Source organism: Mycobacterium sp. NGS24 (assembly GCF_059813065.1).
On the sequence record NZ_JCALDW010000006.1, the window covers coordinates 76670 to 100198 of the forward strand.

Below are 23529 nucleotides of genomic sequence, written 5' to 3' on the forward strand. Positions count from 1 at the left end.
CGTTCGCGATGGCGGTCTGAATGCAGACCGTGCCACACCGCGCTACGCTTCGGGACAGTTCGATGCCACGGTTGTCTTGTAGTACACACGTAAAATACCGCTTACCTCAGTAGGCGCTACGTTTTAATTGTTGCGATATGCCCCGACTTGTGATTAAAGTCGTCGCATCGAGGGGTTGTTACAGGAGTCGGGAGGAAAATCATGACCGCAGCGGTTACACCGTTGTCCACGCCGCTGGACGAGTACGTGCCGGTGTGCAGCGTGGACCCGGATCGGTGGACAACCTGCGAACCCGACGAGGAAGCCAAGGCCCTGTGCCTGAGCTGCCCACGCCGGTGGCTGTGCGCCCGCGAAGCATGCCAGGACCCCAATGTGGAGGGGCTGTGGGCCGGTGTGGTGATCCCTGAGTCCGGGCGCGCGCGCGACTTCGCCCTGCGCCGGTTGCGGGCGCTGGCCGAACGGGGCGGCTACCAGGTTCGCCCGCGCCGGCGTGGCCGGCCCCGCGGCTCCCGGAACTGACGCCTGATCGCGGCAAAATGCTGCGCATTTGATAGTTGGCGGGCCTTTACACTAGCCGCACAGCAGCGGTCACCTGGGGGACATCGTGAGCAATTTCGCAGGCCTGTTCGGGAGTAGTGATCCCGGAGGTCTCGATGTGGACCGCTTGCTGTCCAATCTCCAGGAATTTCAGGGTGCGGCAGCCCGTTCGGCGCAACGGATGGCGATCGAGACTGCCGACGGATGGTCCACAGACGATCTCGCGCACGTGTGGGTGAACGCCCAGGGCGTGGTGGTGCAGGTGGAGTTCGATGAGACGCTGTTGGCGCAGGCGAGTGGCACCGAGGTGGGTGCCGCGGTCGTGCAGGCCGCGCAGGCGGCGGCCGCCCAGATGCGCGCCAAGACCGATGCCTTCCAGGCCGGCCTGTGGCAACAGGTCGCGCAGTTCGGCGTCCCGCCCGTCACTGACGTCGAAGAACTCAAGCCGTTGCAGCCGCAGGTGCCGCTGTCCGCGCCCGGCTCCCGGGAGCGGCGCACATTGGCCGAAGAGCTCGACGCCGAGGACCATCAGCGCACGGCCGCTCCAGCCGCCGACCCGCCGGACTGGCAGCTGACGATTCACGACAACGATTGAGCCGAAGGGAAGTTCACCGCACATGGCAGGACAGTTTGAATACGACGACACCACCGCACGCGCGGGAATCAGACAATTCGACGAACTCGGAAATCGGCTCGCTACCCTGATGCGCAGCGTGGATGCGGAGTTGTCCGGTGACTCGCCGTGGTCGCACGACAAGATCGGTTCGGCTTTTGCCGGGAAGTTCGATCCGGACCGCACGAGAACCCTTGGCAACGCCAAAGATCTCGCGCAGGGGGTGGCCAGCGTCGCACCCGCACTCACCGAAGCCGCCAACACCATCGTCGCGGCGGATGGCGGGGTCGCCGGCTAGCCGCCGGCACGGGAGCCGGCCTGATGCTGGGCGCGTAAGCCGTGGGTATCGAGCTTCCGGGTTGGTTGCGGTGGGTAGGCGACCTGATCGGCGAGCCGTTTCCGGAAGGGGACGAAACCGCGTGTCGGCGGCAGGCTGACAGGTGGCGGCACTACGCGGACGAGTTGACGCGATTCAAGACTGATCTGGACGCCGCCACCCAGTCGACCCTTTCTGGATTCACGGCCGGCGAGTTTCACGACAAGCTGATCGAAGGGCTCAAACCCTATGCGCCGTCGATAGACCAAGTCGCAGGTCAGATGAGACAACTGGCGGAGGCGGTCGAAAAGGCGGCCACTGAGATCGAATTCGCCAAGCAGATGTTCATCGCCAACCTGGTTGTGCTGGCGGCGAGTCTGACCGCGCTGCTGGCGTCGATCTGGATCAACTGGACGGCTCCCGCGCAGATGGCGGCACTGATCGCCGGCGCCGAGGCAGTCATTTCCCAGATCATTCGTGCGGCAGTCGCGAAAGTGGTGGGAGAAGCAGTAGCCCGGGTCATCGCCCAGATCGCGGTGCGGGCGCTCGAAGGCGCGGCGATCAACGCCCTGGCGTCCGGAGCTATGAATGCGGGCATTCAGGGCATTCAGGGCATTCAGGGTCACCGGCACGAATTCGATTCGAGGTCGTTCTGGGGTGATGTCGGGTCCGGAGCGATATCCGGCGCCGCGATCGGCCCAATAATGCGGGGCGCGAACGACTTTGACGCGGGGTCGGTGCTTGGTAACCACGCGAAGAATTTCGGTGCCTCGTTCGTGGGCAATGCCGGTGGTGCGCTCGCGGCCCAACAGGTGATGACCGGGCACATGAATCTCGGCGACGCGCTGGGCGCCGGGGCGGTCTTCGGTGGCATAGACGGGCTCCGCCGCACCGGCGCGCCGGGGATCTCGGAGCCCAGTGCGCTCACCGGCGACCGGACCGGGCAGACGGGCGTCAGACCTCTCTCGCTGGGCGAACCGCCGCATGTGCCGGTGGCCGAACCCGGAACCGGCGCCCTTGGTCACTCTCCGGAGAGCGCCGTGGTGCCCGCCGGACATCCCGCCGGAAATGTCGACGTCCCGCTCAACCCGGGCTCGCACACCCATGAGGTGGTGCCCACCGGGTTGGCCGGCGGCGACGCCGGCATCACCGCCCACAGCGCCACCGCACCGCCGGTGAACCACCCCGGCGTCCTCGACACGCCCGCGACCGGGTCGCCGAGCGCGCCGGCACCGCCGAGCACCCCCCAGGTGGCCGCTACCCACACCGGCTCGCCGGCCGCGCACAGTTCCAGCCCGCCGCCGAGCGCACCGGCCGCACCCCCCCGGTCCGGGCTGCCGGACGCGGGATCCGCCGCTGCCGGCCATCCGGCTGGCGCGCCTGCCGCCCGCACCTCGGATAGCGTTGTTACGCATGGCATTTCGGACCCGAGCCATGCCCCCGCGGGCACCGAGCCGTCGACGCACCCGGTGCGCGACATCGACGCGCACTCGCCCCGTGACTCACCGCCTGCGCATGATGTTGCTCCGGCCCGCGATATGCCACCGCGGGATTCCGTGCCACCGCATGACCTGCTGCCACCACGCGAAGTCGTGGCACCACATGACGTGGCGCCGGCGCGCGACACACCCGCCACGCGCGATGCCCAGCCCCCGCGCGACAGCCCGTCGGCCCGCGATGCCCAACCCCGGCGGGACATTGCCGCACCGCGCGACGGGCACCACGTCCGTGACACGGCGCGGGACGGCCAATCACAGCCGGGCCGCGACGAGCAACGCGCCGACCGGACGCCTGGGGATCGATTCGCCGGGGGCTCGCATCCCGATGCGACCGGGCGCACCGAAGCCTCCAATGACTACACCAGAGACCCTGTCGGACAGCGAGATTCGGAGCATGCTCGCGATACGACCGGGATCCCCGACCAGGCTCCGATGCCTGCCGCCGTCAGTTCCGCGGTGCTGCCCGACGGCGCGCACCCCGCGGCCAGGTCGACAGCGGCCTACACCTCCCACGGCAGTGGGCCAGGACGCACCGGCGGACACCCCGATCCGCTGACGGAACCACCGGCGCGACGTCCCGACGTCGACGAGCCGCACGGTGGTGACGACCCGCCACCGCCCGGACCGGGACCGATGGACCCCGCCGGCTTCACCAACCATGCCGATAAGCGGGTCTACGGGCCGCGGCGACTCGCTCCGGTAGAGCACCCCGGACATCAGGCGGCGGTCGAGCACGCGCTGGCAGTCCCCGGCCGGCAGGGGCACGAAATATGGGCCGACCCGCGCAGCAATCGCTACGGCGACCTGGTCAACGACGGCGGACCGGGTGTGCCGGGGCGCGCGAACAACTGCCTGGACTGCGCGTTGTCGGCGCTGGCGTCGTTCCACGGGCACCCGACGGTGTCCGCACCCCGGTATCCGGACACACTGCCCAACGGGCTCATCGACAACCAGAGCGGCGAAGCGGGCGGGACGGCCCGCGCCAAGGCGTGGCTCGGCGACGGACTGCATCCGGCCGACTCGAAGCTCCCGATTCGCGATCAGTTCGCCGCACTGCACGAGCAGATCAAGAAGATGGGCCCCGGCGCATCGGCGCTGGTCGTCAACGAGTGGCACGCGCGCGACGCCAACGGCGTCCCGATCTACGACGCCCACGGCAAGCCGGTGATATCAGGGTCGCACGCGACCGTCGTGGTGTATCCGCGCGACGCCCAGGGTCCGGTGTGGTGGGATCCCCAACACGGCTCGACCTCGGACCATCCGCCTACGCGGATGACTGACCGGTCCGCCTCGCTATGGTCCACGCCACTGCGGCCCGATCACTTCGGTCCCCCACCCGCACCGCAAGGAGGCCAACATGGTGCAACTGGACACCAAGGAACAAGCGCTGGCCTACCTGGCGCGGGTGCAGCCGGGACGCACCTATCAGGTGTGGCCGTTCGAGATGGGCTGGGTCTGTCAGGCGATCCTGACGCCCGAGGAAGCCGAGGCGGGGATGGGACTGGGCCTCGCGAACCTGGTGATCGACGCGGAGACCGGGATCGTGACGGTGCAGTCGAGTCTGGCGCCGGACTGGATCGCGGAGAACTACACGGAGGCGAAACGCAACGGCCGCACGATCGGCAACCAGATCTACCCCCACCAGTGGCGGATCACGATCCGGCGCACACGGGAGGACCCGGAGACCATCACCTACCAGATGGCGGCCGTGTCCCTGACCGATCCCCCGCAGCCCACGCAGAAACACCCGGTGACCGTCAACAAGCGCACGTTCCTGAACGAGCCCCCGGACCACCTGTCGAGCGTGGCGGCGTCGCACGCGCAATGGGTGAGCCGCCAGCGCAAGGGGGTCTGGCCGGAGGAGAGCACGATGGAGTTCTGACCGACCCGTCGGCCACGACGCATCCCGACGACGCGCACCACCACGATGTCGATCCCGGTGACCGCGGGCGCGACGTCGCCTCGCATCCCGACGCCGAGCGGATCGCGAATGAGGCGCTGTGGAAGCGGATTCCGCCGGTCCATCCGAGTGAGATCCGACATCACCTGTCCGACAAGCCCTTTGGTGAGCAGCGCGCCCGGGATAATGCCGCGTGGTGGCGCGAGCTGAGCGGCGAAGAACAACGCGCGCTGATCGACGCTTACTCCCGGGAAATCGGCAACGCCGAGGGCATCCCCCCGTGGGCGCGTACCGAAGCCAACGATCACCGGCTGTCCCAGCTGCACGATGAGCTGCAGTCCCGCAAAGACGCGGGCGAGCACCTCAGCCGTCCCGAGAAGCGAGAACTCGAGCGTTACAACGAGATTCGCCGAGCTCTGGACGAGACACGGGGCAAAGCCGCCGAACTCGGCGCGGAAGTGCACATCCTCGCGTTCGACCCGCACGAGTTCGGCGGCGACGGCCGGATGGTGGTCAGCGTCGGTCACGATCCGCACCGCGCCGATGCGGTGTCCTGGCATGTGCCCGGTTTCTCCACCACGATCGACAAGATCGGCACCAATCTGTCCAACGCGATGCACCATTTCGAATCGGTGCGGGCGGTGAACGAGCAGGCCCGGGTGGCCTCGATCGCGTGGATCGGTTACGACGCACCGCAGGGATTCAAGGGCTTGTGGGATGTCGCGCACCCCAAACTGGCCCGTGCCGGTGGCGATATCCTGCGCGGCGACCTGACCGCGTTCAACGCCGCGCGCGATGCATTGGCAGCCGACGGCAGCCACTTCTCCACCAACGACGTCTTCGGCCATTCCTACGGTTCGACCACCACCAGCTTCGCCGGGCACGGCGGCGAGCTGAGCAGCCACGCCCGCAGCATCACCCTGGCCGGGTCGCCGGGGGCCGGCCCGGTGCGTCACGTGTCCGAATACGGGCTTGGCGATAGGGTTTTCGTCGCGTCCTCGTCTCGCGACCCCATCACCATGCTGGGTGCGCGCTCGCTCGACGGGCTGGGCGCGCGCCTGCCGGAAACATCCGGTCGCGCCTTCGGTCGCGGCCTGGGTCTTGATCCTGCGATGCATGCCTTCGGGGCGCACCGGATTACCGCGGAGTTTCCGCGCTACATGGATCAGATCCGGGGACCGGACCGCAATACTGCAACCCACTCGGCGTACTACAGCTTCGATTCGCAGCACGCCACTACCCGAACTGAGTCGTTGGCCAACTTCGGCCGCATCGGCGCCGGTCTGTTCGACCAGGTCCACCGTGAATTGCAGCGGTTCGAAGTGGACTCGTCGGCTCCCGGCCGGTGGCGTACCGCCGAACCGGCGGAGATGCGGGCGCTGGAACACCACGCCGACCCGGCCGAGTCGGCCCGGCGGATCTGGGATCCGCGGTGGCATTCGCTGCCCGAACATCCCGGCGGCGACGCGAGTTGCGCGCACCACGTCGCCGGTCTCTTGGCTGACCGCTATGGCCGCGATGTCGTGCTGCGGACCGAACCGGGCCCAACCGGGGTACCCGCACGAGATCTGTTCGCGGCCTGGGATTCTGAGTCGCACTTCGCGGGCTACGCCGACGTGCACGACGCGCTGCTGCGCCTCGGCGACGGGTCGGCGGCGATCCTCGCCTCGCGGTGGGCGGGTGGACCCGAGATGGGTGGTCACGCCTACGTCGCGGTCAACGAGGGCGGCACGGTGCACCTCTACGAACGCTTCGGTGACCACTTCGAGCGGTCCGGGTGGCCTCCGTACTGGGGTGAGGCCGCGGTCGACAGCACCGCCGTCGGATATCTCGACCACAACGGAAACCCGGTCGCACCCCTGGACAACCGGGGCCGGGGACTGGAAGCCGCGACCGCCGTCGGAGACGTGGCGGGACACCCCTCGGAACCGCCGGCCCCGCACCATCCGACCGGCGTCATGGCGATCGGCGATCCCGTCAGCTACCCGCCGCAGGCGGCGCAGCTGGCCGCTGATCTCAATCACGCGTTCGCCAGCGGGAATCTCACGTCGGACCTGGTGCGACACATGGCGGAGCTCTCCACCCACCGCGTCGGCGACGCGGACCGGGTGGTGCTAGGCAAGTACGACGGCTACGACGGTGGTTACATCGGCGCCGCCCGGCACGACGGCGGGATCTTCTACGACACCGGACCGGAGGCGTGGCAGAACATCGAGCGAGGGCTGAGCCGACCGGACGCCAACGAACTGGGCTGGCGAGTGAACGAACAATTCCTGAGGACACAGCTGGAGAACGGGGTGGCCCGCATCGACTACCTGGTCGACTACCGGCACTTTTCGTCGGTGGAAGATGTCCAGCTGCTTCGTCCGGACTCGTTCTCGGCCAAGGAGATTGAGTTCCTGCAAACTCACGCGTCGAGGTACGGCTACAAACAAGTCGGCGACTCGTGGGTTCTCGTAGAAAGCCGTGACAAATGACCGAAGGATTTCTGCAGCATGTCCAGCTCATTGTGGGGCCCGTGCTGGCGGAGTTGGGTTTTGAGCTGGCCGGGTTCGACGACAGCGTCGATGAGGGGGGCATACTCGGTTCCGTCGCGTTCTACCGGTCGGCCGACCGCAAGCTACAGATCTACAACTCCAAGAGATCCGGTGAAATCAACTGCATGATCGCGCTGCTCGCAGCGCACGATGTCTACGGCCTGTTCGACCGAACCGGTGAATGGCAGTATCTGACCCGTTTCGCGGACCGGGCCGAACTCGCCGCACTGATCAAGTCAGAGGGAACCGGGTTTCCCACCGAGGAGGAATCCTTGACCCGGATCAGGACGCGGATCGAGAGGTACTACCCGGTCGCTCACGCGGGCATCCGGCAGATGTTCGGCGATTCCGAATGACGGGGTACGGAAATTTGGATCGCATCCCCGCCCAGTGCCTAGACACGGAAGGAGTGGCGCGGTGACCATCGACGCCGCCCAAGCCATCTCCGCGGTCGCCGAGTTCGTGCGTCGCGAGGGAATCGATTATCCGACAACCGGTTTGACGGCAGAACGGTTCGAGGCCGGTTGGTCGGTGTATGCACCGGTACATGTCGACACCAGCGATCCGACGAGCTTTCTGCACATGCCGGTCGGGCGGGCGGTGTTCTTGATCGGGGACAGCGGACGCATCGAGCAGACGTCATCCGCCACACCGCCGCAGGTCGCCCGGCAGCGCTTCGCCGAGCGGGAGCGCGCCCTCGCCCACACCAATGCGGACCCCGCCGCGTTCATGGCCGGGTTCGCTGAAGCAGTCAACGCCGCCGACCCGTCGGGCGCACCCGCGGCCCGCAGTGTCACCCTGGTCGACGACTCACCGCCGCGAGAGAGCCAAGCCGCCCACAACGAGGAGATCGGCCGGCAAGCCTCGAGCATGCTCGATCCGATCGCCCGGGAGCTGGCCTCGCTCGGCCCCCCGGACTGGCGGGAATTCATCGCGGTATTCGCCCTGACGGTGCGCGGCGGAACCGCCGATTGCGCATTCGATACGCCCCGGGGGTGGCAGCCCGTCACCGTGCCACGTCCGGTGCTGGATTTGGTGCGCGCGCAACGTGAGGTGAGCGCACAGATGTCGGCCGGGCCGTGGTGGCGACTCACGTTGTCCGTCACCAGCCAGGGTCGGCTGCGCGTCGAGTACGACTACGGCGACCAACCATTCCCCGACGGTCAACTGCAGCCAGCGGACCACTATCGCGACGACATCGCCACCTATCCCCGGCCCCGGTTGCCGGTGTGGCTGGCCGGCTACCTGGCCGGGCCGGCCGCGCAGGGCCGCACTCCGCAGCAGGCGTCCGCGGCGGCATCGGCCGATCAGGCAGCCGGTCGTCTGCCGGTCGAAACCGACGACGTCGAACCGCTACCGGTCACGTGGACCCGGTGGGCGGTGCTGGCCGCGGTCTACACCGGTGCGCGCTCCCGGTGGGGGCCGCGGATCGCGGCGGGTTTGGCCTGGTACGAATCCGATGCCCGCAGCGGGTCGACCCTGTACCTGCTGCCCGGTGACCGGGCGGTGCTCTCCGGCGGGCGCTGGAACTCCCCGCTGCTGGTGGCGGCCTACCAGCAGGGACAACCGCTGCCGGACCTGTACGGCGGCGCACCCGCCTGGGTCAACGATTCGGTGCTGAACACCCGCAATCAGAACGGACTGCTCAGCTTCTGCTTCTGGTGGGAGCAGGGCCGTTGGTGGCGCGGATCGACCAACACCTTCGACGAACTCGACGACCCACTGCCGGCGATCTGGACACCGGGGGAAACCGTCGAGGCGATGATGACAGTCGTCGGCCCGGGCGTACGGGACGCGTGCGACCAGCTGCTCGCGGCGGCCACCGCGCACACCGTGACAAGGGCCGATCTGGCTGCCGTATTCAGCCAGTTCGGTGACCCTGACCTCGATTCCGCACTGAACCAACTGAGCCTGGCCGGCCTTGCCGCATGAGCAGCACTCCGGACACCATCGCCACCATCGCCCTGTTCGTCGTCGGCGCCGCAGTAATGCTCTTCGTCGCGGTGACGGGGTTCTTCAGGTTGGGTGTGGAAGTTCGGCCGCGACTGATCGCGCCCCCGCGGTGGTACCGGGTCACCGACCTGGCCGCCGAGGTGGTCCCGGTGCTGCTGCTCGCCGCTGCGTACGCGGCGGGGGTCGTGCTGGCCGCCCTCAACAGCGGCGTGACGTTTTACTATCCGCTGATCGCCGTGACCGTCGGGGTGGTCGCGTGGAATTTCGCGCTCAGCAGCTTGATCCGCCGGTTGTGCGCGATGCGGGTGGGCCAGCGGACTGTCGAGGACGCGCAGTTCGACCAGCGGCGGGCGGCTGATGGCAATTTTGACACCCGCGGGTAGGCCGCGAGCTGATCAGAACTTCCCCCGGGACGGGCATGGGAACACGAATGCCGGCACCGCCCCGCCGCAGAAATTTCGCGGATTAGTGCGCTCGGCGTGGCCTATTCTGACAGGTGATCGCGGCTCGTTGGAGGAGCCTTCTCTGCGTAGCCCGCATCGTGATGCTGGGGCGTCGGGGTTGCATGGGGAATAGTGATTTGCCGCTGACGGACGACGTCGGAACCGGAGGGGAAAACCATGTCTGTTGACGAACCGCCCGCGCCAGGCTCGCTGGGAGATCCGACCCTGCAACTACGGCAATGGCAACAAGCTGTGCCGCAGAACATTCTGGAGGTCGACAGAGCGGCATTGAATAGCTGGCTGGCCAGCACCGGTCGAGTTGTCGAGGACCTCAACGCACAGGTAGCCGCATTGAGCGGGTTGAAAATAAACGAGGGGGTTGTCGGCAGCTTCCAATCCGCGCAAGCCACGGCACGTCAACTCAATGATTCCGGGGATGCGATTCGCCAGCGTTTGGCAGAGTACGTGGGATTTGCGACAGCGCTTCGTGATTTCTCCAGTGCGGCCTTTACTCAACTGCTCAAGACCGACGAAGCCTGATGTTGTGTGAACAGTTCTGCGAGGCGGTGAGGCACGCGTGACGGGCGATCCTCCCGCTCTGGATTGGACGCCGCACGATGACGGCTATCACGGCGATCTCGGCCCCGTAAACCCGAATCACCCGCCTCCGAATTTACATAATTCGTATATCGGGCAAACTCTATATGACGACCTCAACAATATAGACAGCACCCAACTCGCGGGTCGGACGATTAAGGGCGTGCCGCTAGAGCACATCAACACTTTCCTTGAAGGCTACAACGGCATCAAGGACGCCGCGGAGGACATCGCGGTTCGCCATCGCTTCATTTGGTCTAACGTGAGTTCTGCTCTCGCGCAGTTACGCGGAACCTTTGAGCAAGCGATAGCCGCAGCGGAGCAAAGCTTATCAGGGGCGACCGCAGCACAGATGTCTCAATTGGCTCGAAATTCTCTCAACTACCTAGATTCCCTGGTAGACGCGACCGAACGGATGAGCCCCCTGGTGGACACGTTCTCGCGCGATATCAAGGAAACGCGGGATTGGTTCATTTCCAACAAGACACAATTAGACAATGATACCCGGATTCGGGCGCAATATGAGCATATTTCAGAGAAACAGGCTGCAGACGAACTGTTGTCAGCTTCTTATGACCGCGCGGCGCAGCAAACAATTCACTCCTTCTACAATCCGCCGATCGATTGGATCAGTCGACGTCATCCCGACATGTCGGCAGGCGCACCTCGAGTAGGCGCCCCCGGGGGGCCCGGGGGTACGGGTACGCCAAGCGGTGCGCCACTCGGCGGCCCGAGTCCGGGCGGCTTGGGCACACCGAATATTCCGAGGCCCGCCGGACCAAGCCGAGTGACCCCGGTTGCAAACAAGCTCAGCAGCCCGAATTCTTCACCGAACCCCCTGCAGGGACTGGGCGACGCGGCCAAGGGCGTCGGAGACGCCGCCAACGGAGCAGCTCAACAGGCTCAGAACGCAGCCGGGCAGGCGGGCAATGCCGCCAATCAGGCCCTGGGTCAGGCCCTGAACAACAGCGGCCACAAGGGCTCGCTCGGTTTGCCCGAAGGGGTACTGGGTCTGGGCCCGAAGGGTCTGACCGGAGCCAAGACGTCAGGATCAGGAGGGGGTCGCAGCGGGGGCGCCGGAGTCGCGCACGGGGCCGCGAGCCAGCGGCCCACCCAACTGCAGCCGTCGAGCAAGCCCGTCGCCGCAACGCAGGTGTCTCGGGCGGGCGTGGGCGCGGGAGGTACACCAGGTGCCGGTGCTCCGGCGGCGGGTCATCGAGGCGGATCGGGCGCAGACAAGGCACACAAGGCGAATAAGGCCCTGCGGCTGACGAAGCACGGCCAAGACGTGATCGGGGAAGCTGAAGCTGTGGTGCCGGTAGTCGGCGGGGAATCCAAAGACGCCAGTCCACCCAAATCGTCCTAGCCGGTCCACCCCAAGTGGCGAAATGAAGCGCGCGGCGCTGAGCCGGGTAGGACGCCTCGAGCTGGTCGACCTGCAAGCCATTAGCGACAAGCTCGGCCGAGATTTTTTGCCGCACCCCTTTGTCGTGCTGCAACCCTCCCGTTTCGGGAGTTACCAGGAGTACGAGTCATACCTGGCTGCCGTCCCCGGACGTCTCGAGGGGGGTGACCTACGAGACTTCGCACCGTGGATCACCTCGTATATCAACGCAGACATTCGGGTGGAGTGCGTCGTGAGCATTGTCGGCGCCCGACGAGGACGGATGATGGCGCATCGTCGCGGCCAATCAGGCTTCGTGGCTGCGCAGAATGACGAGGAACACTGCGTCGACGTGTTTGCAGTTGCACCTTACGAATTGGGCCCGGCCGTCGCAGGTTCGCTCGCGCTCACCCAACCGGGCAAGCATTCGGCGATCGTGATTCCCGGCTTGGTGCGGCCACCGGCTGAACCGAAGGCGGACAAGGACGAAGCCCCCGTCATTATGTCCCGCGACATCACGCGCGGACGGGTATCAATTGCCCGTTCACACGTGCTTCGGCTCGCGCGAATTCAGAGTCACTGGCAGCCGGCACGCGATTGGGGATTTGATCGCAGCAAGAGCACCGTCTCCTGCGTCAACGTCAGCGACGATGGCGACTACATCTATGCGCCGGATTTCGACTACCTGACGCCCATGACAATGGATAACCTCGCCGATCGCATCGATGCGATGATCGCTGAGGACGTAGCGAGGCTTCGACAATCACGCAGTACCTGAAGCGCCCTTCCGTTGGACACAGAACAGTTTGAGGTGGGCTCACTTCGGCGCATGCAGCGACATCACGACGTCCCGGTCGATGTCGTGTTCGATCAGACCGGTACCGACCTTGTAGAGCCAGATCTTGCCCGGAATCTCCCACAGGGTTTGGCAGGTCGTGGTGTCGATCGCCGCGTATGTGATTCCCTCCGAAGCATCCTGCCTGGTAATGACGACGGTACCGTCGGATCCGACATAGCCGGATCCGAACTGCATCGTGCAGGTGCGTCCAGGTTGAGCGGTCAGCAGATCCCACTGCTGCCAGGCTGTCTGGTCGCCGTAGCCGCTGTCTTCTGTTCTGATGAACAGCTTGGTTCCGATCACGGTGAAGTCCTCGTGCAGATTCCGCGACGGGATGGTGGCGACGAGTTTGCCTGCGGCATCGTAGATCTCGAAGGTACCACCGACGGCAAGGGTGAGCATCGCCGCGTTTCGCCGCGGGTAGCTGCGCTGGGGTTGCTGACGTCCGACCATCCGCCCGGAGGTGTCATACATGAGCGTGCCGGTCACCTTGCCGGCATCGAACTGATAGGCGAACCCGCCGTTGTAGGTCTCGACCTCTTCGAGCCGGGTGCCCGCCGGGGGGGTGGGTGTTATGTCTTTGCCGTCGGCGATCGAGAACACCCGGTTGCCGCGCTCGTCGTGGACGTCCTTCAGCGGCTGCACGGCAAGGGTGAGCGGCGGAACGTCCGGATCCCAGGTGGCCGGGAAGCTGACCTCTCCGCTGCCGGGTAGGAACCAGGTCATCTCGGCGTGCGGACCGACGCCGTGCAGCCCTTCGCCGTATTTGGCTGCCAGCAGGTAGGTAGGCCCGTACTTGTACCCCACCGGCTCCAGCCGGGTGTCTCCGCCCAACCTGGGGTTGAGGGTGTTTGGTCCGCTGTAGGTCAGCGCACCACGCTCGAGATCGATCACCCAGGCGCCGGGAGGCGGGACATACTGCTCGGTCCCCTGGACGACACTGCTGGTGCAGACGGCCACCGCCGGCCCGTTGCCGTAACAGTCCCCGAAGAATTCGGGCAGCGCCACCGGCGGAAAGAGCCGGGCACCGGTGGTGACGTCCAGCCCGTAAATCCAGCCCGTCGGATGCCGGCATTTCTTGTCACAGCCCTGCAGGGCCACGAAGTATGCCTTGGTGCCGTTGCGGGTGAAAAGGTTGCCCAGCTTGACGCCGGGAGGCAGTCCCATGTCTGCCGCGGTGAGTTGCCAACCGGGGACCGGCTGGCGGTTCAGGGGGAACGACACCAGCAGGTCTTTGGGTGTGCCGATCGGCGGGGCGGCAGGTGGGGCATCGGCAGCACGCCGGTCGGGAGACCAAGGCGCCCAGACTTTTACGGCCACGACGCCGGCCACCGTCGCGAGCACGACCACGAAGACCGCGCCGAGCCACCACCGCCGCCGAGAACGCCGCAGCGGCGCTTGCGGCGCTTCGTCCGGCTCCACCCACCGAAATCCACCCGCGGGTAACCCCGACACGCGTCACTCTCCTTCCGCTGCAGCGTTCATCATGGCACCGGCGCCGACGCGATCCGGCAGACCAGTAACTCGCCGTCCCGCACGCCCAACACGAACTGCACACTGACGTCATTGTCGAAGTGCGTGCTCAGGGTCCACAGCGATCCGTGGCGGCCGAATGCGCCGGTGGCCACGACGTGCATCTCCTTGCCGAGCGGCTGGTTGGTCTTGACGTCGTTGAGTTCGGTGGTGACCGTTCCCTCACTGTCCGGGCAGGTCAGCGCCTGCAGATTGGCGAAATGACGCGCGCTGCGCTCGCGTACCCAGGCCCGCACCGTGGTGTCGGCGGCCTGGTAGGCCTGCGCTTCTGTCATCGAGTTGCTGACCGTCTTCGGCCGCAATGTCGGGTGGTCGCCGCGGTCTCGGCCGACGACCGCAATCACCAACACCGCGGTTGACGCCAGGGCCGCAATCACCCACAGCCACAACGAGATCCGGCGCGCTGGCCTGCCCGTCGGCGACCTACCGTTGATCGACACTCAGCCCCCCGCCTTTGGCGGCAGTGCAATGTCGCACACCTTCAAGGTGCCGCCTTCGCTGGCCAGGGTCAATTCTTCGTAGAGGAAACCGCCGTGCGTCTGCGCCTCGTCCACTTCCCGCTTGGTGCGGTCGTCGACCGGACGGATGCGCACCGCGATGCGCACCCATACCGCCGCCCCGTCATCACGGAACTTGGTGACCGCGTCGGTGAAGACCAGTCCCTGATCCTGACCGTAATAGCCGATCGTGCTGATCCAGTCCGTCACCGATTGCGCGGGGTGCACACACGCCAGTTCGCGCATCCGCGCTACATCCCCGTTGTTCTCGGCTTCATACCACTGCGTTGCCACCGCGAAGGCCTGTTGCGCGCGTGGTGGCGGCGGCACCCCCAGCGCAGTCAGGCGCGGCGGCTCCGACCACCGCCAGCCCGTCGCGAATACCACTGCGGCAGCGGCCAGACACCCGATCGTGATCGTCGCCAGCACCCACTGCGGCCAACGCCGTGACCCGGCTGCGGTCGCCACCGGATCGGTCCGCGCCGACAACCGCCCGTCGGCGTCGCAATCGATCACCAACCGCCCTGCGGTCCCGCTCTGCCGGTGATAGTCGCTGAGCGCAGCTATCACCCCGGCAGGTACCGGCAGCGGTATCGACGTCCCTTCGCCTGTCGTCAGCGAAGTCGTGGCAGCCGAAGTGGCCGAATCGAATTCGAGGTGTAAGTGCGCCCAACCCGCAGGTGCCTCACCCAGCAACAGCGCGACGGCTTCCTCGATGCGGCGCCGGTCCCCCGTCGCCGAGCCGTCCGCGCCGCCCGAAATCACCGGTCCACCCTAGCGCTCGGACTGCGCACGGTAATGTCATTCTCAGTGCGCGCTCGCAGCGTTCCGCCCGGCCCGCAAGGAGAAGGATCCGCCCATGACCGGCCCCACCGAGCAAGCCGACGTCACGCGCGCCGACCGCTTCATCAAAACCGCGGTCGACATCCTGGGCGAAACCGGCCGCACCGACTTCACCGTGCAGGAAGTCGTCGCCCGCTCCAAGACCTCGCTGCGCGCTTTCTATCAGCACTTCGCCAGCAAGGACGAGCTGCTGCTGGCGCTGTTCGATCGGACCATGGCACAGGCCGCGGACATGTGGCGCGTCGAGACGACCGGATTGGACAGCACCTCGGCGCTCAAGCTGGTCATCGACCGGGTCACCGCGCAGCCGGAATCCAGCACCCAGGACAGCCTCAACCGGGCGCTCAGTCTCTACAACCAGCATCTGGCCGAGACCCGGCCCCGCGAATACGCCCGCGTGTTGTCCCCGCTGCACCGACTGATCCGCGACATCGTCGGTCAGGGCATCACCGAGGGCCTGTTCGACCCGGCGCTCGACGTGGGGGCTGCAGCCGCGATCGTCATGCAGACCGTCATCGGCGCCCTCCGGTTGCGCTGGCTGGGCACCGAATTGAACGGCACCCCCATCGATTCCGGTCAGCTCTACGACTTCTGCAGTCGCGCCCTGGGTGTCCGGGACACCACCGACAACGCGGTCGAGCCCACGCTGGCCGAACTGTTCGCCCAGATCGGCCTGCGCCCCACCACCACCCCCGGCGGAGGATTCGCGATGACCATGCCGGTCAGCCCCCAGGTGGTGAACACCTCCGGCGCGTTGCAGGGCGGTCTGATCGCCACCCTCGCCGACGTGGCAGGCGGACAACTGGGGCTGGAATACCTGCAGCCGGGTACCGCCATGACGACCTCCGATCTGGTGATCCGCTATCTGCGGCCGATTCGGCACGGCTCGGCGCGCGCGGTACCCACTGTGCTACGCGCCGGTCGCCGCTCGCTGGTTATGCAGATCGACATCTTCGGTGACAGTGACAGCGAATTGGCGGCCACCGCCACGGTGAACTTCGCGATCGTCGGTCGCCCCACCGAAACCGGCCCCACGCTCGACTGATACACCGCCGGGCCCGGTTTCGGCGTTTCGCCACGTCAGCCGTGTCACTCTGCTATACACGAGGCATCAGACTTTCTTCCGGCGCGCAGCAACGTCCACTCGGGGGGGTTTTCCGGCGCGGTCGACTAGGGGGTGCGCTGTGAACCTGGGTCCGTCCGAATCGTTTTCCATTCCGGTGCCGTTGAGCAACCGGTTGGCGTCCCAGCTCGGTGAGCCGAATAGCTCGTTGCGGGCCACCACCGTGCGCAGCGGCTCAGCGGTGCTGATCCGCGCCGGCGGCGAAGTCGATGCTTCCAACGAACACACCTGGCGCGGACTGGTCGCCGAGGCGTCCGCGGTCGCCACGCAGCCGGGAGTATTGGTCGTCGACGTGAACAGCCTCGACTTCATGGCCTGCTGTGCGTTCACCGTACTGGCCGACGAAGCAGAACGCCTGCGGCGTCGCGGCATCACCTTGCGCATGGTCAGCAGCAACCCCGGCGTGGCCCGAATCGTGGATGCGTGCTCGTTCGGAAATGTGCTGCCCGTTCACCCGACGACGGAAGCTGCGCTCTCCGCCGCATAGCGCGCGAGCTCGCCCGAGTGCGGGCGACATTTTGGTGCCTGGCGCATATCGCCTGGATTGCTAATCTGATTACTGTTGCTTGACGCTGTCATCGACGCACCCGACTTGTTTGCTACATCGGTCCGCGGGAGGTACGGCCAAGATGTCGGCCGAAATGGACTGGGATCACACGGTGGGTGCGGCCGCGGACGTGCGGCGCATCTTCGAGAGCATCCCGGCGATGGTCGTCGGCCTGGAGGGACCCGATCACCGGTTCATCGCGGTCAACGCGGCCTTGCGGGCCTTCAATCCAGCGGTGCAACTAGTGGGAAAACCCGCCCGGGAGATCTATCCGGAGCTGGAGAGCCAGCAGATCTTCGACATGTTCGACCGGGTGTATCAGACCGGTGAGCCGCAATCCGGGGCCGAGTGGCGGCTGCAGGTCGACCTGCAGGGTTCCGGCGTCGAGGAACGCTTCTTCGATTTCCTCGTCACGCCGCGACGTTCCCCCGACGGACCGATCGAGGGCGTGCAACTGGTCTTCGATGACGTCACGGCACGGGTCGAGGCACGGTTGGCCGCCGAGGCGCGGGTCGAGGAACTCGCGGAGCGCTACCGCAACGCCCGCGATTCGGCGACCGTGATGCAGCAGGCACTGCTGGCGGCCACCGTGCCGATCGTGCCCGGCGCCGATGTGGCCGCCGAGTACCTCGTCGCCGCCGAGGACACCGCGGCCGGCGGGGACTGGTTCGACGCCCTGCCCCTCGGTGGTCACCTGGTGCTGGTGGTCGGCGACGTGGTGGGCCACGGTGTCGAGGCGGCCGCAGTGATGTCTCAGCTACGCACCGCGTTGCGGATGCAGCTCACCGCCGGACTCTCGATCACCGAGGCACTCGAGGCCGTGGACCGCTTCCACGAGCAGGTGCCCGGGTCGAAGTCGGCCACCATCTGCGTCGGCGCCCTGAACTTCAGCACCGGTGAGTTCCAGTACTGCACCGCCGGCCATCCGCCCCCGCTGGTGGTGACGGCCGACGCGGGCTCGCGCTACCTCGAGCCGTCCGGCGGCGGGCCACTGGGCAGCGGCAACGGATTTCCGGTGCGCAGCGAGCCGATCGACATCGGGCACGCGGTGCTGCTCTACAGCGACGGCCTGATCGAACGCCCGGGACGGCCGCTGGCGGCGAGCACCACCGAGTTCGCGGAATTGGCGGCCAGTATCGCCGCCGGCACCGGCGGGTTCGTGATCGACGCACCCGCGCGGCCCATCGACCGCCTCTGTTCGGAGACACTCGAATTGCTCTTGCGCTCAACGGGTTACAACGACGACGTCACCCTGCTCGCGGCGCAGCGACGAACCGCGACGCCACCGCTTCAGGTCACCGCCGATGCCACCATCCACGCCGCCCGCGGCATCCGGGCCCGGCTGCGCAAGTGGCTCGCCGAGCTCGGTGCCGAGGCCGACGACATCTCCGACGTAGTGCACGCGGTCTCCGAATTCGTGGAGAACGCCGTCGAACACGGCTACGCCACCGAAGTCTCCGGCGGTGTCGAAGTCAGAGCGGAACTGGGTGGTGACGGTCTGCTGCGGGCGGCGGTGACGGACCGCGGCAAATGGAAGGACTACCGCGAGGGCGAACGCGGCCGCGGGCGCGGCCTGGCCATGGCCGAGGCGCTGGTGACCGAATCGCACGTGGTCCACGGTCCCGACGGCACCACCGCCAGCCTCGTCCACCGCCTGTCCCGGCCGGCCAACTTCGTCAGCGACTCGGTGGTCAGCCGGGTGTCCTGCCAGCGGGTGGTGGACAGCGAGTTCGTGTCGCTGGTTGCCGACGGCGGTCGCATCATCGTGCGCGGCGAGGTCGATTCCCACACCGCGTCCACCCTGGATCGCCAGATTGCGGTCGAAAGCCGTTCGGGCATAGCGTCATTGACGATCGACCTGAGCGCTGTCACCCACCTCGGCTCGGCGGGTGTCAGTGCGCTGGCCGCCGCGCGCGAACGTGCGCGCAGACAAGGCGGCGACTGCGTGCTGGTGGCGCCGCCGGGCAGCCCCGCACACCACGTGTTGTCGCTGGTCCAGATTCCGGTCAGCGCCGCCGACGCCTGAGGGCGCGGTTCAGCGGGTCCGGCCGTGCCGGACCTGGTTGAACGGCACGCCGCGGTCCGCGGCATATTCCCGCGGAAAGTTCAGCACCCGCTCGCCGATCACGTTGCGGGCCATCTCGGTGGTGCCGCCACCGATGGCGACCGACTGGCGCGAGAGGTACCGCAATCCGGTCTGCAATCCCTCGCCCATCTCCCCCACCACACCCGCCGGGCCGGCAATGGCCAAGGCGATGTCCATCTCCAGCATCACGTGCTCGGCATGGAACAGCCGGATGAGGGATCCGGCGGCCGGCGGCAGTCCGCCGTCACGGACATTGCGGGAGACGTGCTCGATGAGCTGCTCGGCGACCGCGCGGTGCACCAGCGCCCGGCCAGCCATCTCCTGAATGCGTTCGTTGTCAGCCTGGCCGGTCCTGGCCGCCAGATCGACGTAGTCCACCGGCGTGGTGTGGCCGCCCTCATGACCGGATCCGCTGGCGAACTCCGAGCCCTGACCGACGGCACGGCGCTCGTGGTACAGCTGTCGCGAGGCCACCGCCCAGCCGCCGTTCACCTCGCCGACCACGGCGTCCGCGCCGACGTCCACCCCGTCCAGAAACTCTTCGCAGAACTCCGCGCCCCCATTGACCTGCGTGATGCGCCGCAGTGTGATTCCCGGGTGCTGGATCGGCACCAGGAACATGGTCAGGCCGTCGTGTTTGGGCACCTCCCAGTCGGTGCGGGCCAGGCACAACCCGTAGTCGGCGGCGAACGCGCTGGTGCTCCACGTCTTGGCGCCGGTGATCACCCATCGATCGCCGCGACGCTCGGCGCGCGTGATGACACCGGCCAGGTCTGACCCGCCGCTGGGCTCGGAGAGCAACTGCACCAGAATCTCGTCACCGCGCAACGCACCGGCGATGTGGTGTTTCTTCTGCTCTTCGCTGCCGGTGTCGAGCAGCGTGGCGCAACAGATGGTGAACGTCGGCACGTTGAGGATCAACGGCATCTCGTAGGGGTAGGACTCCACGTCGAAGGCCCGCTGGTAGTCGTAGGGCAACCCCAGGCCGCCGTATTCGCGGGGGAAACAGATACCGGCGAATCCGCCGTCCCACAGCCGCCGCTGTAGCTCGCGGGCGCGTTGCCAGGACCGTTCGTCGTCGCGCGGCGCGGCCGGTGGATTCTCCGGGTCGATGCTCGGCATGTTCTCGGCCAGCCACGCACGGGCACGGGCGGCGAATTCGGCGACTGATTCGGCTGTCATCGGCCCGCCATCCTGTACACCGCGAGGTTGTGCTCCTCGGGTGTGCCGAACATGTTGCGGTACAACGTGACCCGTCTCAGATACAGATGCAGGTCGTGTTCCCAGGTGACGCCGATGCCACCGTGCATCTGCACGCAGCGCTGCACGATCGGCCCGGCGAGTTCACCCACGTAGGACTTGGCGACGCTGGCTGAGAGCGCAGCATCGGGTGCGTGCGCAGCCACGTCGGCGACTGCGGCAGCGGTGGTGGCACGGCACGCCTCGAGCCACATCTTCATGTCGGCGAAGCCGTGTTTGAGCGCCTGATAGGACGCCAGCGGACGTCCGAACGAGTGCCGGTCCAACGCCCACTGCACGGTGAAGTCGAAGACCGTCTGCAGGATTCCGACCACCTCGGCGCACTGCAACACCTGGGCGATCTGGCTCTGCCGCTCGATCAACGCCGGCGTCTCGGCTGCGTTGCCGACGACGGCGGACCCGTCGACGATCACGCCGTCAAACTCCACGGTCGCGTACTGCTTGACCATGTCGACCGACTGCACCGGGGTGATCCGCACGCCCGGCGCGTCGGTGCCGACCAGGAACTGACGCACCACCGAGCTGTCCGCGCCGCTTCGAGCCGTTACCAGCAGCACCGCGCTCTGCGCGGCGGCCTCCACCCGATCCTTGACTCCGTCGATGCGGTAACCGGAATCCGCCGGCACGAAGCCGACAGTCGGATCCTGCGGCACCCACCCGCGGCGCGGCTCCGCAACCGCCCACGACGCCACCGTTTGACCGGACACCAGCGCGTCAATCAGACCCGTGTGGTTGTCCCGATCGCTGGCCTCGACCAGCCCGGCAAGTACCGTGCTGACCGGGTACAGCGGTCCCGGCGCGACGGTTTTCCCGAGCAGTTCGGCGACCATCGCCAAGTCTGCGAAGCCGTCACCCGACGCGCTGCCCCCGCCCAGCTCCTCGGGCACCAGCAGCCCTGTCCAGCCGAGTTCGGCGGCTCGCCGCCACCAGGCCGGATCGAAGGACTCACCGGCGCCGTGCAGGTCGCGGACGTGACGCAGCGACGCCTCTTTGGACAGAAACGCTTGAGTGGTGGAGGTAAAGAGTATCTTTTCGGGAGAGTCGACAGCGGTCATGAGGCCGGCCGGACTTCCCCGGGCGTTCCTTCGCCGCGAAGGAAGTCGGGAGGCAAGTTTGGTTGGGGGATCATCCGCCTGATCGGTCCTCATCGGGGTGCGCTGGCGACACCGATGTTAGCAATGGGCAATACCGTAAGAGATACCGGAGTTCAGTCGATAATGACGGACGGTCGCCGAAATGGCTGAGTTAGACGACGATGCGGTGACATCGAAGGCCGATGTGCTGGCTTTGGCCGAGGAGGCCGAAGCCGAGGCCGCCGAAGCCGAACTGCTGGCTGCCGCGGCGCGCGCCAAGGCCCGTGCGGCCCGGTTGCGACGTGAAGCGCTCAACGCCGCCGACGACGACGAGTACGAAGACGAGTACGAAGACGACGGCGATTACGAATACGAGGACTACGACGAGTCCGAGGAGTACGACGAGGCCGAATACGAGCCGGAAGATTACGACGAGTCGGCGAATTACAACGAGTTCGAGCCGATCACGCCCTCGCGGCGGGACCGGTTGCGCAACTCGGTGCGGATGCCGAAGCTGTCCACGATCCTCCAGGGGGCTGCGGTCATCCTCATTCTCGGATTTTTCGTGTTGAGCGGGCTTTTCGCCTGGTGGCATCACGAAAGTTCGGAAAAGCGGCGCCAGGAGGCAGCCTTCATCGCCGGGGCCAAGCAGGGTGTGGTCTTCATGACCTCGCTCGATTTCAACCGCGCCAAACAAGACGTGCAGCGGGTCATCGACAATTCCACCGGTGAGTTCCGGGATGACTTCCAGCAGCGGGCGGCCGATTTCACCAAAGTGGTCGAGCAGTCCAAAGTGGTCACCGAAGGATCGGTGAACGCAGCCGCCATCGAGTCGATGGACGGGCATTCCGCGCAGGTCCTGGTCTCGGCGACCTCACGTGTCACCAATGCCACCGGCGGCAACCCCGACGAACCGCGCGCCTGGCGGCTTCGGGTGACGGTGATGGAGGAGGACGGCCAATACAAGATGTCGAAAGTGGAGTTCGTGCCGTGAGCGACGAAAGGGGCGCCGTCGAACTGACCAAGAAGGACGACGCCGAGGTATCCGGCGGCACGCCCGACACCGTGGTGCGGGGCGCCGCGGCGGACGAACAGCCGGAGCGTCTCGACGCCGCCGACACCGTCGAGGCCCGCGCCAACTACGCGACCTTCGCCGTCGCCCTGGGCAAAACCGCCGAGTCGCACAGCGACGGTGAGACCTCCGACGAGGAGGTCCCCGAGCCGGTGGACGACATCCACCAGGCCGAGGCGCCCAACCCGGTCCCCGACACCCACGACGTCGCCGACGACTCCGATGACGACGACATCGGCATTGCCGACGACACCGGCTACAGCGGCCTCGAGGAAGCCGAAGTGCCCGAGGCGGACGCCGACATCGACGAGCCCGAAACCACCGCGGCTCCCGACGGGGAAGCCACGCCCCGGCGCACCTGGCGGCGCGACTTCTGGCGCCGGCAGATCACGGTCAAGCCGATCCCGGTGATTCTCGTGCTGCTGCTGCTGATTTCCGGTGGGCTGGCCACGTGGATGTACTTCCAGCAGTACCGGCCGGATCAGCTGACCAGCCAGAGCGTGGCGCGCACGGTGATCAACTCGGCGTCGGAGGGAACGGTGGCGGTGCTGTCGTACTCGCCGGAGAGCCTGGATAAGGACTTCGCCGGCGCCAGGTCCCACCTGTCCGGTGATTTCCTGTCCTACTACGACCAGTTCACTCAGCAGTTCGTGGCGCCGGCGTCCAAGCAGAAGGCGCTGAAAACCACCGCCCGCGTGATGCGCGCGGCGGTCCAGGAGTTGCGCCCCACCTCGGCAGTCGTGCTGCTCTTCGTCGATCAGAGCACTACGACCAAGGACAACCCCGAGCCATCGGTGGCGGCCCGCAGCGTACTGGTGACGCTGGCCCTCATCGACGGGAAGTGGCTGATCACCAAGTTCACGCCCGTCTAACCCGGG

The 23529-nt window shown here is 66.8% G+C and carries 23 protein-coding genes and 2 pseudogenes; 18 read left to right on the forward strand and 7 right to left on the reverse strand.

Annotated features, from left to right (window positions below; genetic code table 11):
- The first annotated feature begins 201 nt into the window (after window positions 1–201).
- The 4 genes and pseudogenes from AC5Y6Y_RS10650 to AC5Y6Y_RS10665 all read left to right on the forward strand — a co-directional run.
- On the forward strand, window positions 202–519 hold the full coding sequence (locus AC5Y6Y_RS10650; protein ID WP_463826508.1) for a WhiB family transcriptional regulator: 318 nt from the start codon (window positions 202–204) through the stop codon (window positions 517–519).
- A gap of 85 nt (window positions 520–604) precedes the next feature.
- Complete coding sequence (locus AC5Y6Y_RS10655; RefSeq protein WP_499925710.1) at window positions 605–1132, forward strand: YbaB/EbfC family nucleoid-associated protein; 528 nt, start codon at window positions 605–607, stop codon at window positions 1130–1132.
- Window positions 1133–1154: 22 nt separating this feature from the next.
- Window positions 1155–1448 (forward strand): hypothetical protein, encoded by a 294-nt coding sequence (locus tag AC5Y6Y_RS10660; protein ID WP_499929976.1) that lies wholly within the window; start codon window positions 1155–1157, stop codon window positions 1446–1448.
- A gap of 41 nt (window positions 1449–1489) precedes the next feature.
- Window positions 1490–1852 (forward strand): annotated as a pseudogene (locus AC5Y6Y_RS10665) (WXG100-like domain-containing protein); the annotation flags it as partial.
- A gap of 635 nt (window positions 1853–2487) precedes the next feature.
- Here AC5Y6Y_RS10665 and AC5Y6Y_RS10670 read toward each other — a convergent pair.
- The gene (locus tag AC5Y6Y_RS10670; RefSeq protein WP_499930088.1) at window positions 2488–2859 is read right to left on the reverse strand and encodes a hypothetical protein; all 372 of its coding nucleotides are present in this window, start codon (window positions 2857–2859) and stop codon (window positions 2488–2490) included.
- A 900-nt stretch (window positions 2860–3759) separates the two neighbouring features.
- The gene (locus AC5Y6Y_RS10675; protein ID WP_499930089.1) at window positions 3760–3909 is read right to left on the reverse strand and encodes a hypothetical protein; all 150 of its coding nucleotides are present in this window, start codon (window positions 3907–3909) and stop codon (window positions 3760–3762) included.
- On the opposite strand from AC5Y6Y_RS10675, the pseudogene AC5Y6Y_RS10680 reads away from it, so the two are divergent.
- From AC5Y6Y_RS10680 to AC5Y6Y_RS10720, 9 genes and pseudogenes are all read left to right on the forward strand, one after another.
- Window positions 3869–4150 (forward strand): annotated as a pseudogene (locus AC5Y6Y_RS10680) (toxin glutamine deamidase domain-containing protein); the annotation flags it as partial. The gene AC5Y6Y_RS10675 and the pseudogene AC5Y6Y_RS10680 overlap by 41 nt on opposite strands.
- Before the next feature lie 172 nt (window positions 4151–4322).
- The gene (locus AC5Y6Y_RS10685; RefSeq protein ID WP_499930081.1) at window positions 4323–4847 is read left to right on the forward strand and encodes an SUKH-4 family immunity protein; all 525 of its coding nucleotides are present in this window, start codon (window positions 4323–4325) and stop codon (window positions 4845–4847) included.
- Entirely contained in the window at window positions 4790–7342 is a 2553-nt protein-coding gene (locus AC5Y6Y_RS10690; protein ID WP_499930082.1) for an alpha/beta hydrolase, read from the forward strand. Before AC5Y6Y_RS10685 ends, AC5Y6Y_RS10690 begins: the two co-directional genes overlap by 58 nt.
- Complete coding sequence (locus AC5Y6Y_RS10695; RefSeq protein WP_463826511.1) at window positions 7339–7758, forward strand: hypothetical protein; 420 nt, start codon at window positions 7339–7341, stop codon at window positions 7756–7758. The genes AC5Y6Y_RS10690 and AC5Y6Y_RS10695 overlap by 4 nt, the downstream gene beginning before the upstream one ends.
- A gap of 61 nt (window positions 7759–7819) precedes the next feature.
- Entirely contained in the window at window positions 7820–9334 is a 1515-nt protein-coding gene (locus AC5Y6Y_RS10700) for a hypothetical protein (RefSeq protein WP_499929978.1), read from the forward strand.
- Window positions 9331–9738 carry a hypothetical protein gene (locus tag AC5Y6Y_RS10705; RefSeq protein ID WP_463826513.1) on the forward strand — a complete coding sequence of 136 codons (408 nt, stop codon included), beginning with the start codon at window positions 9331–9333 and terminating at the stop codon, window positions 9736–9738. The genes AC5Y6Y_RS10700 and AC5Y6Y_RS10705 overlap by 4 nt, the downstream gene beginning before the upstream one ends.
- Before the next feature lie 237 nt (window positions 9739–9975).
- Entirely contained in the window at window positions 9976–10338 is a 363-nt protein-coding gene (locus AC5Y6Y_RS10710) for a hypothetical protein (protein ID WP_463826514.1), read from the forward strand.
- 37 nt (window positions 10339–10375) lie between these two features.
- Window positions 10376–11761, forward strand: coding sequence for a hypothetical protein (locus tag AC5Y6Y_RS10715; RefSeq protein ID WP_499929980.1), 1386 nt, complete (start codon window positions 10376–10378; stop codon window positions 11759–11761).
- 22 nt (window positions 11762–11783) lie between these two features.
- A complete protein-coding gene (locus tag AC5Y6Y_RS10720) occupies window positions 11784–12557 on the forward strand; it encodes an ESX secretion-associated protein EspG (RefSeq protein WP_499929982.1) in 774 nt (257 codons plus the stop codon).
- Window positions 12558–12596: 39 nt separating this feature from the next.
- On the opposite strand, the gene AC5Y6Y_RS10725 is transcribed toward AC5Y6Y_RS10720, so the two are convergent.
- Genes AC5Y6Y_RS10725 through AC5Y6Y_RS10735 form a run of 3 tightly spaced genes read right to left on the reverse strand, consistent with a single transcriptional unit; the run spans window position 12597 to window position 15412 of the window.
- Window positions 12597–14072: a 9-bladed beta-propeller domain-containing protein gene (locus AC5Y6Y_RS10725; RefSeq protein ID WP_499929984.1), complete on the reverse strand. Its 1476-nt coding sequence runs from the start codon at window positions 14070–14072 to the stop codon at window positions 12597–12599.
- A gap of 29 nt (window positions 14073–14101) precedes the next feature.
- Complete coding sequence (locus AC5Y6Y_RS10730; protein WP_499929986.1) at window positions 14102–14590, reverse strand: hypothetical protein; 489 nt, start codon at window positions 14588–14590, stop codon at window positions 14102–14104.
- On the reverse strand, window positions 14591–15412 hold the full coding sequence (locus tag AC5Y6Y_RS10735; RefSeq protein ID WP_499929988.1) for a hypothetical protein: 822 nt from the start codon (window positions 15410–15412) through the stop codon (window positions 14591–14593).
- A 94-nt stretch (window positions 15413–15506) separates the two neighbouring features.
- Between AC5Y6Y_RS10735 and AC5Y6Y_RS10740 the strand changes: the two genes are divergently transcribed.
- The 3 genes from AC5Y6Y_RS10740 to AC5Y6Y_RS10750 all read left to right on the forward strand — a co-directional run bounded on the left by AC5Y6Y_RS10740 (window position 15507) and on the right by AC5Y6Y_RS10750 (window position 19186).
- Window positions 15507–16535: a hotdog fold thioesterase gene (locus AC5Y6Y_RS10740; protein ID WP_499929990.1), complete on the forward strand. Its 1029-nt coding sequence runs from the start codon at window positions 15507–15509 to the stop codon at window positions 16533–16535.
- Window positions 16536–16674: 139 nt separating this feature from the next.
- Complete coding sequence (locus AC5Y6Y_RS10745) at window positions 16675–17100, forward strand: anti-sigma factor antagonist (RefSeq protein ID WP_463826521.1); 426 nt, start codon at window positions 16675–16677, stop codon at window positions 17098–17100.
- A 142-nt stretch (window positions 17101–17242) separates the two neighbouring features.
- A complete protein-coding gene (locus AC5Y6Y_RS10750; protein ID WP_499929992.1) occupies window positions 17243–19186 on the forward strand; it encodes a SpoIIE family protein phosphatase in 1944 nt (647 codons plus the stop codon).
- A gap of 9 nt (window positions 19187–19195) precedes the next feature.
- Here AC5Y6Y_RS10750 and AC5Y6Y_RS10755 read toward each other — a convergent pair whose 3' ends face one another.
- Together AC5Y6Y_RS10755 and AC5Y6Y_RS10760 are read right to left on the reverse strand one after the other, a co-directional pair.
- The gene (locus AC5Y6Y_RS10755; RefSeq protein WP_499925692.1) at window positions 19196–20428 is read right to left on the reverse strand and encodes an acyl-CoA dehydrogenase family protein; all 1233 of its coding nucleotides are present in this window, start codon (window positions 20426–20428) and stop codon (window positions 19196–19198) included.
- Window positions 20425–21561: an acyl-CoA dehydrogenase family protein gene (locus tag AC5Y6Y_RS10760; protein WP_499929994.1), complete on the reverse strand. Its 1137-nt coding sequence runs from the start codon at window positions 21559–21561 to the stop codon at window positions 20425–20427. The genes AC5Y6Y_RS10755 and AC5Y6Y_RS10760 overlap by 4 nt, the downstream gene beginning before the upstream one ends.
- A gap of 181 nt (window positions 21562–21742) precedes the next feature.
- On the opposite strand from AC5Y6Y_RS10760, the gene AC5Y6Y_RS10765 reads away from it, so the two are divergent.
- Together AC5Y6Y_RS10765 and AC5Y6Y_RS10770 are read left to right on the forward strand one after the other, a co-directional pair.
- Complete coding sequence (locus tag AC5Y6Y_RS10765) at window positions 21743–22573, forward strand: Rv1363c family protein (protein ID WP_499929996.1); 831 nt, start codon at window positions 21743–21745, stop codon at window positions 22571–22573.
- 359 nt (window positions 22574–22932) lie between these two features.
- Window positions 22933–23523, forward strand: coding sequence for a hypothetical protein (locus AC5Y6Y_RS10770; protein WP_499930083.1), 591 nt, complete (start codon window positions 22933–22935; stop codon window positions 23521–23523).
- Window positions 23524–23529 lie beyond the last annotated feature (6 nt).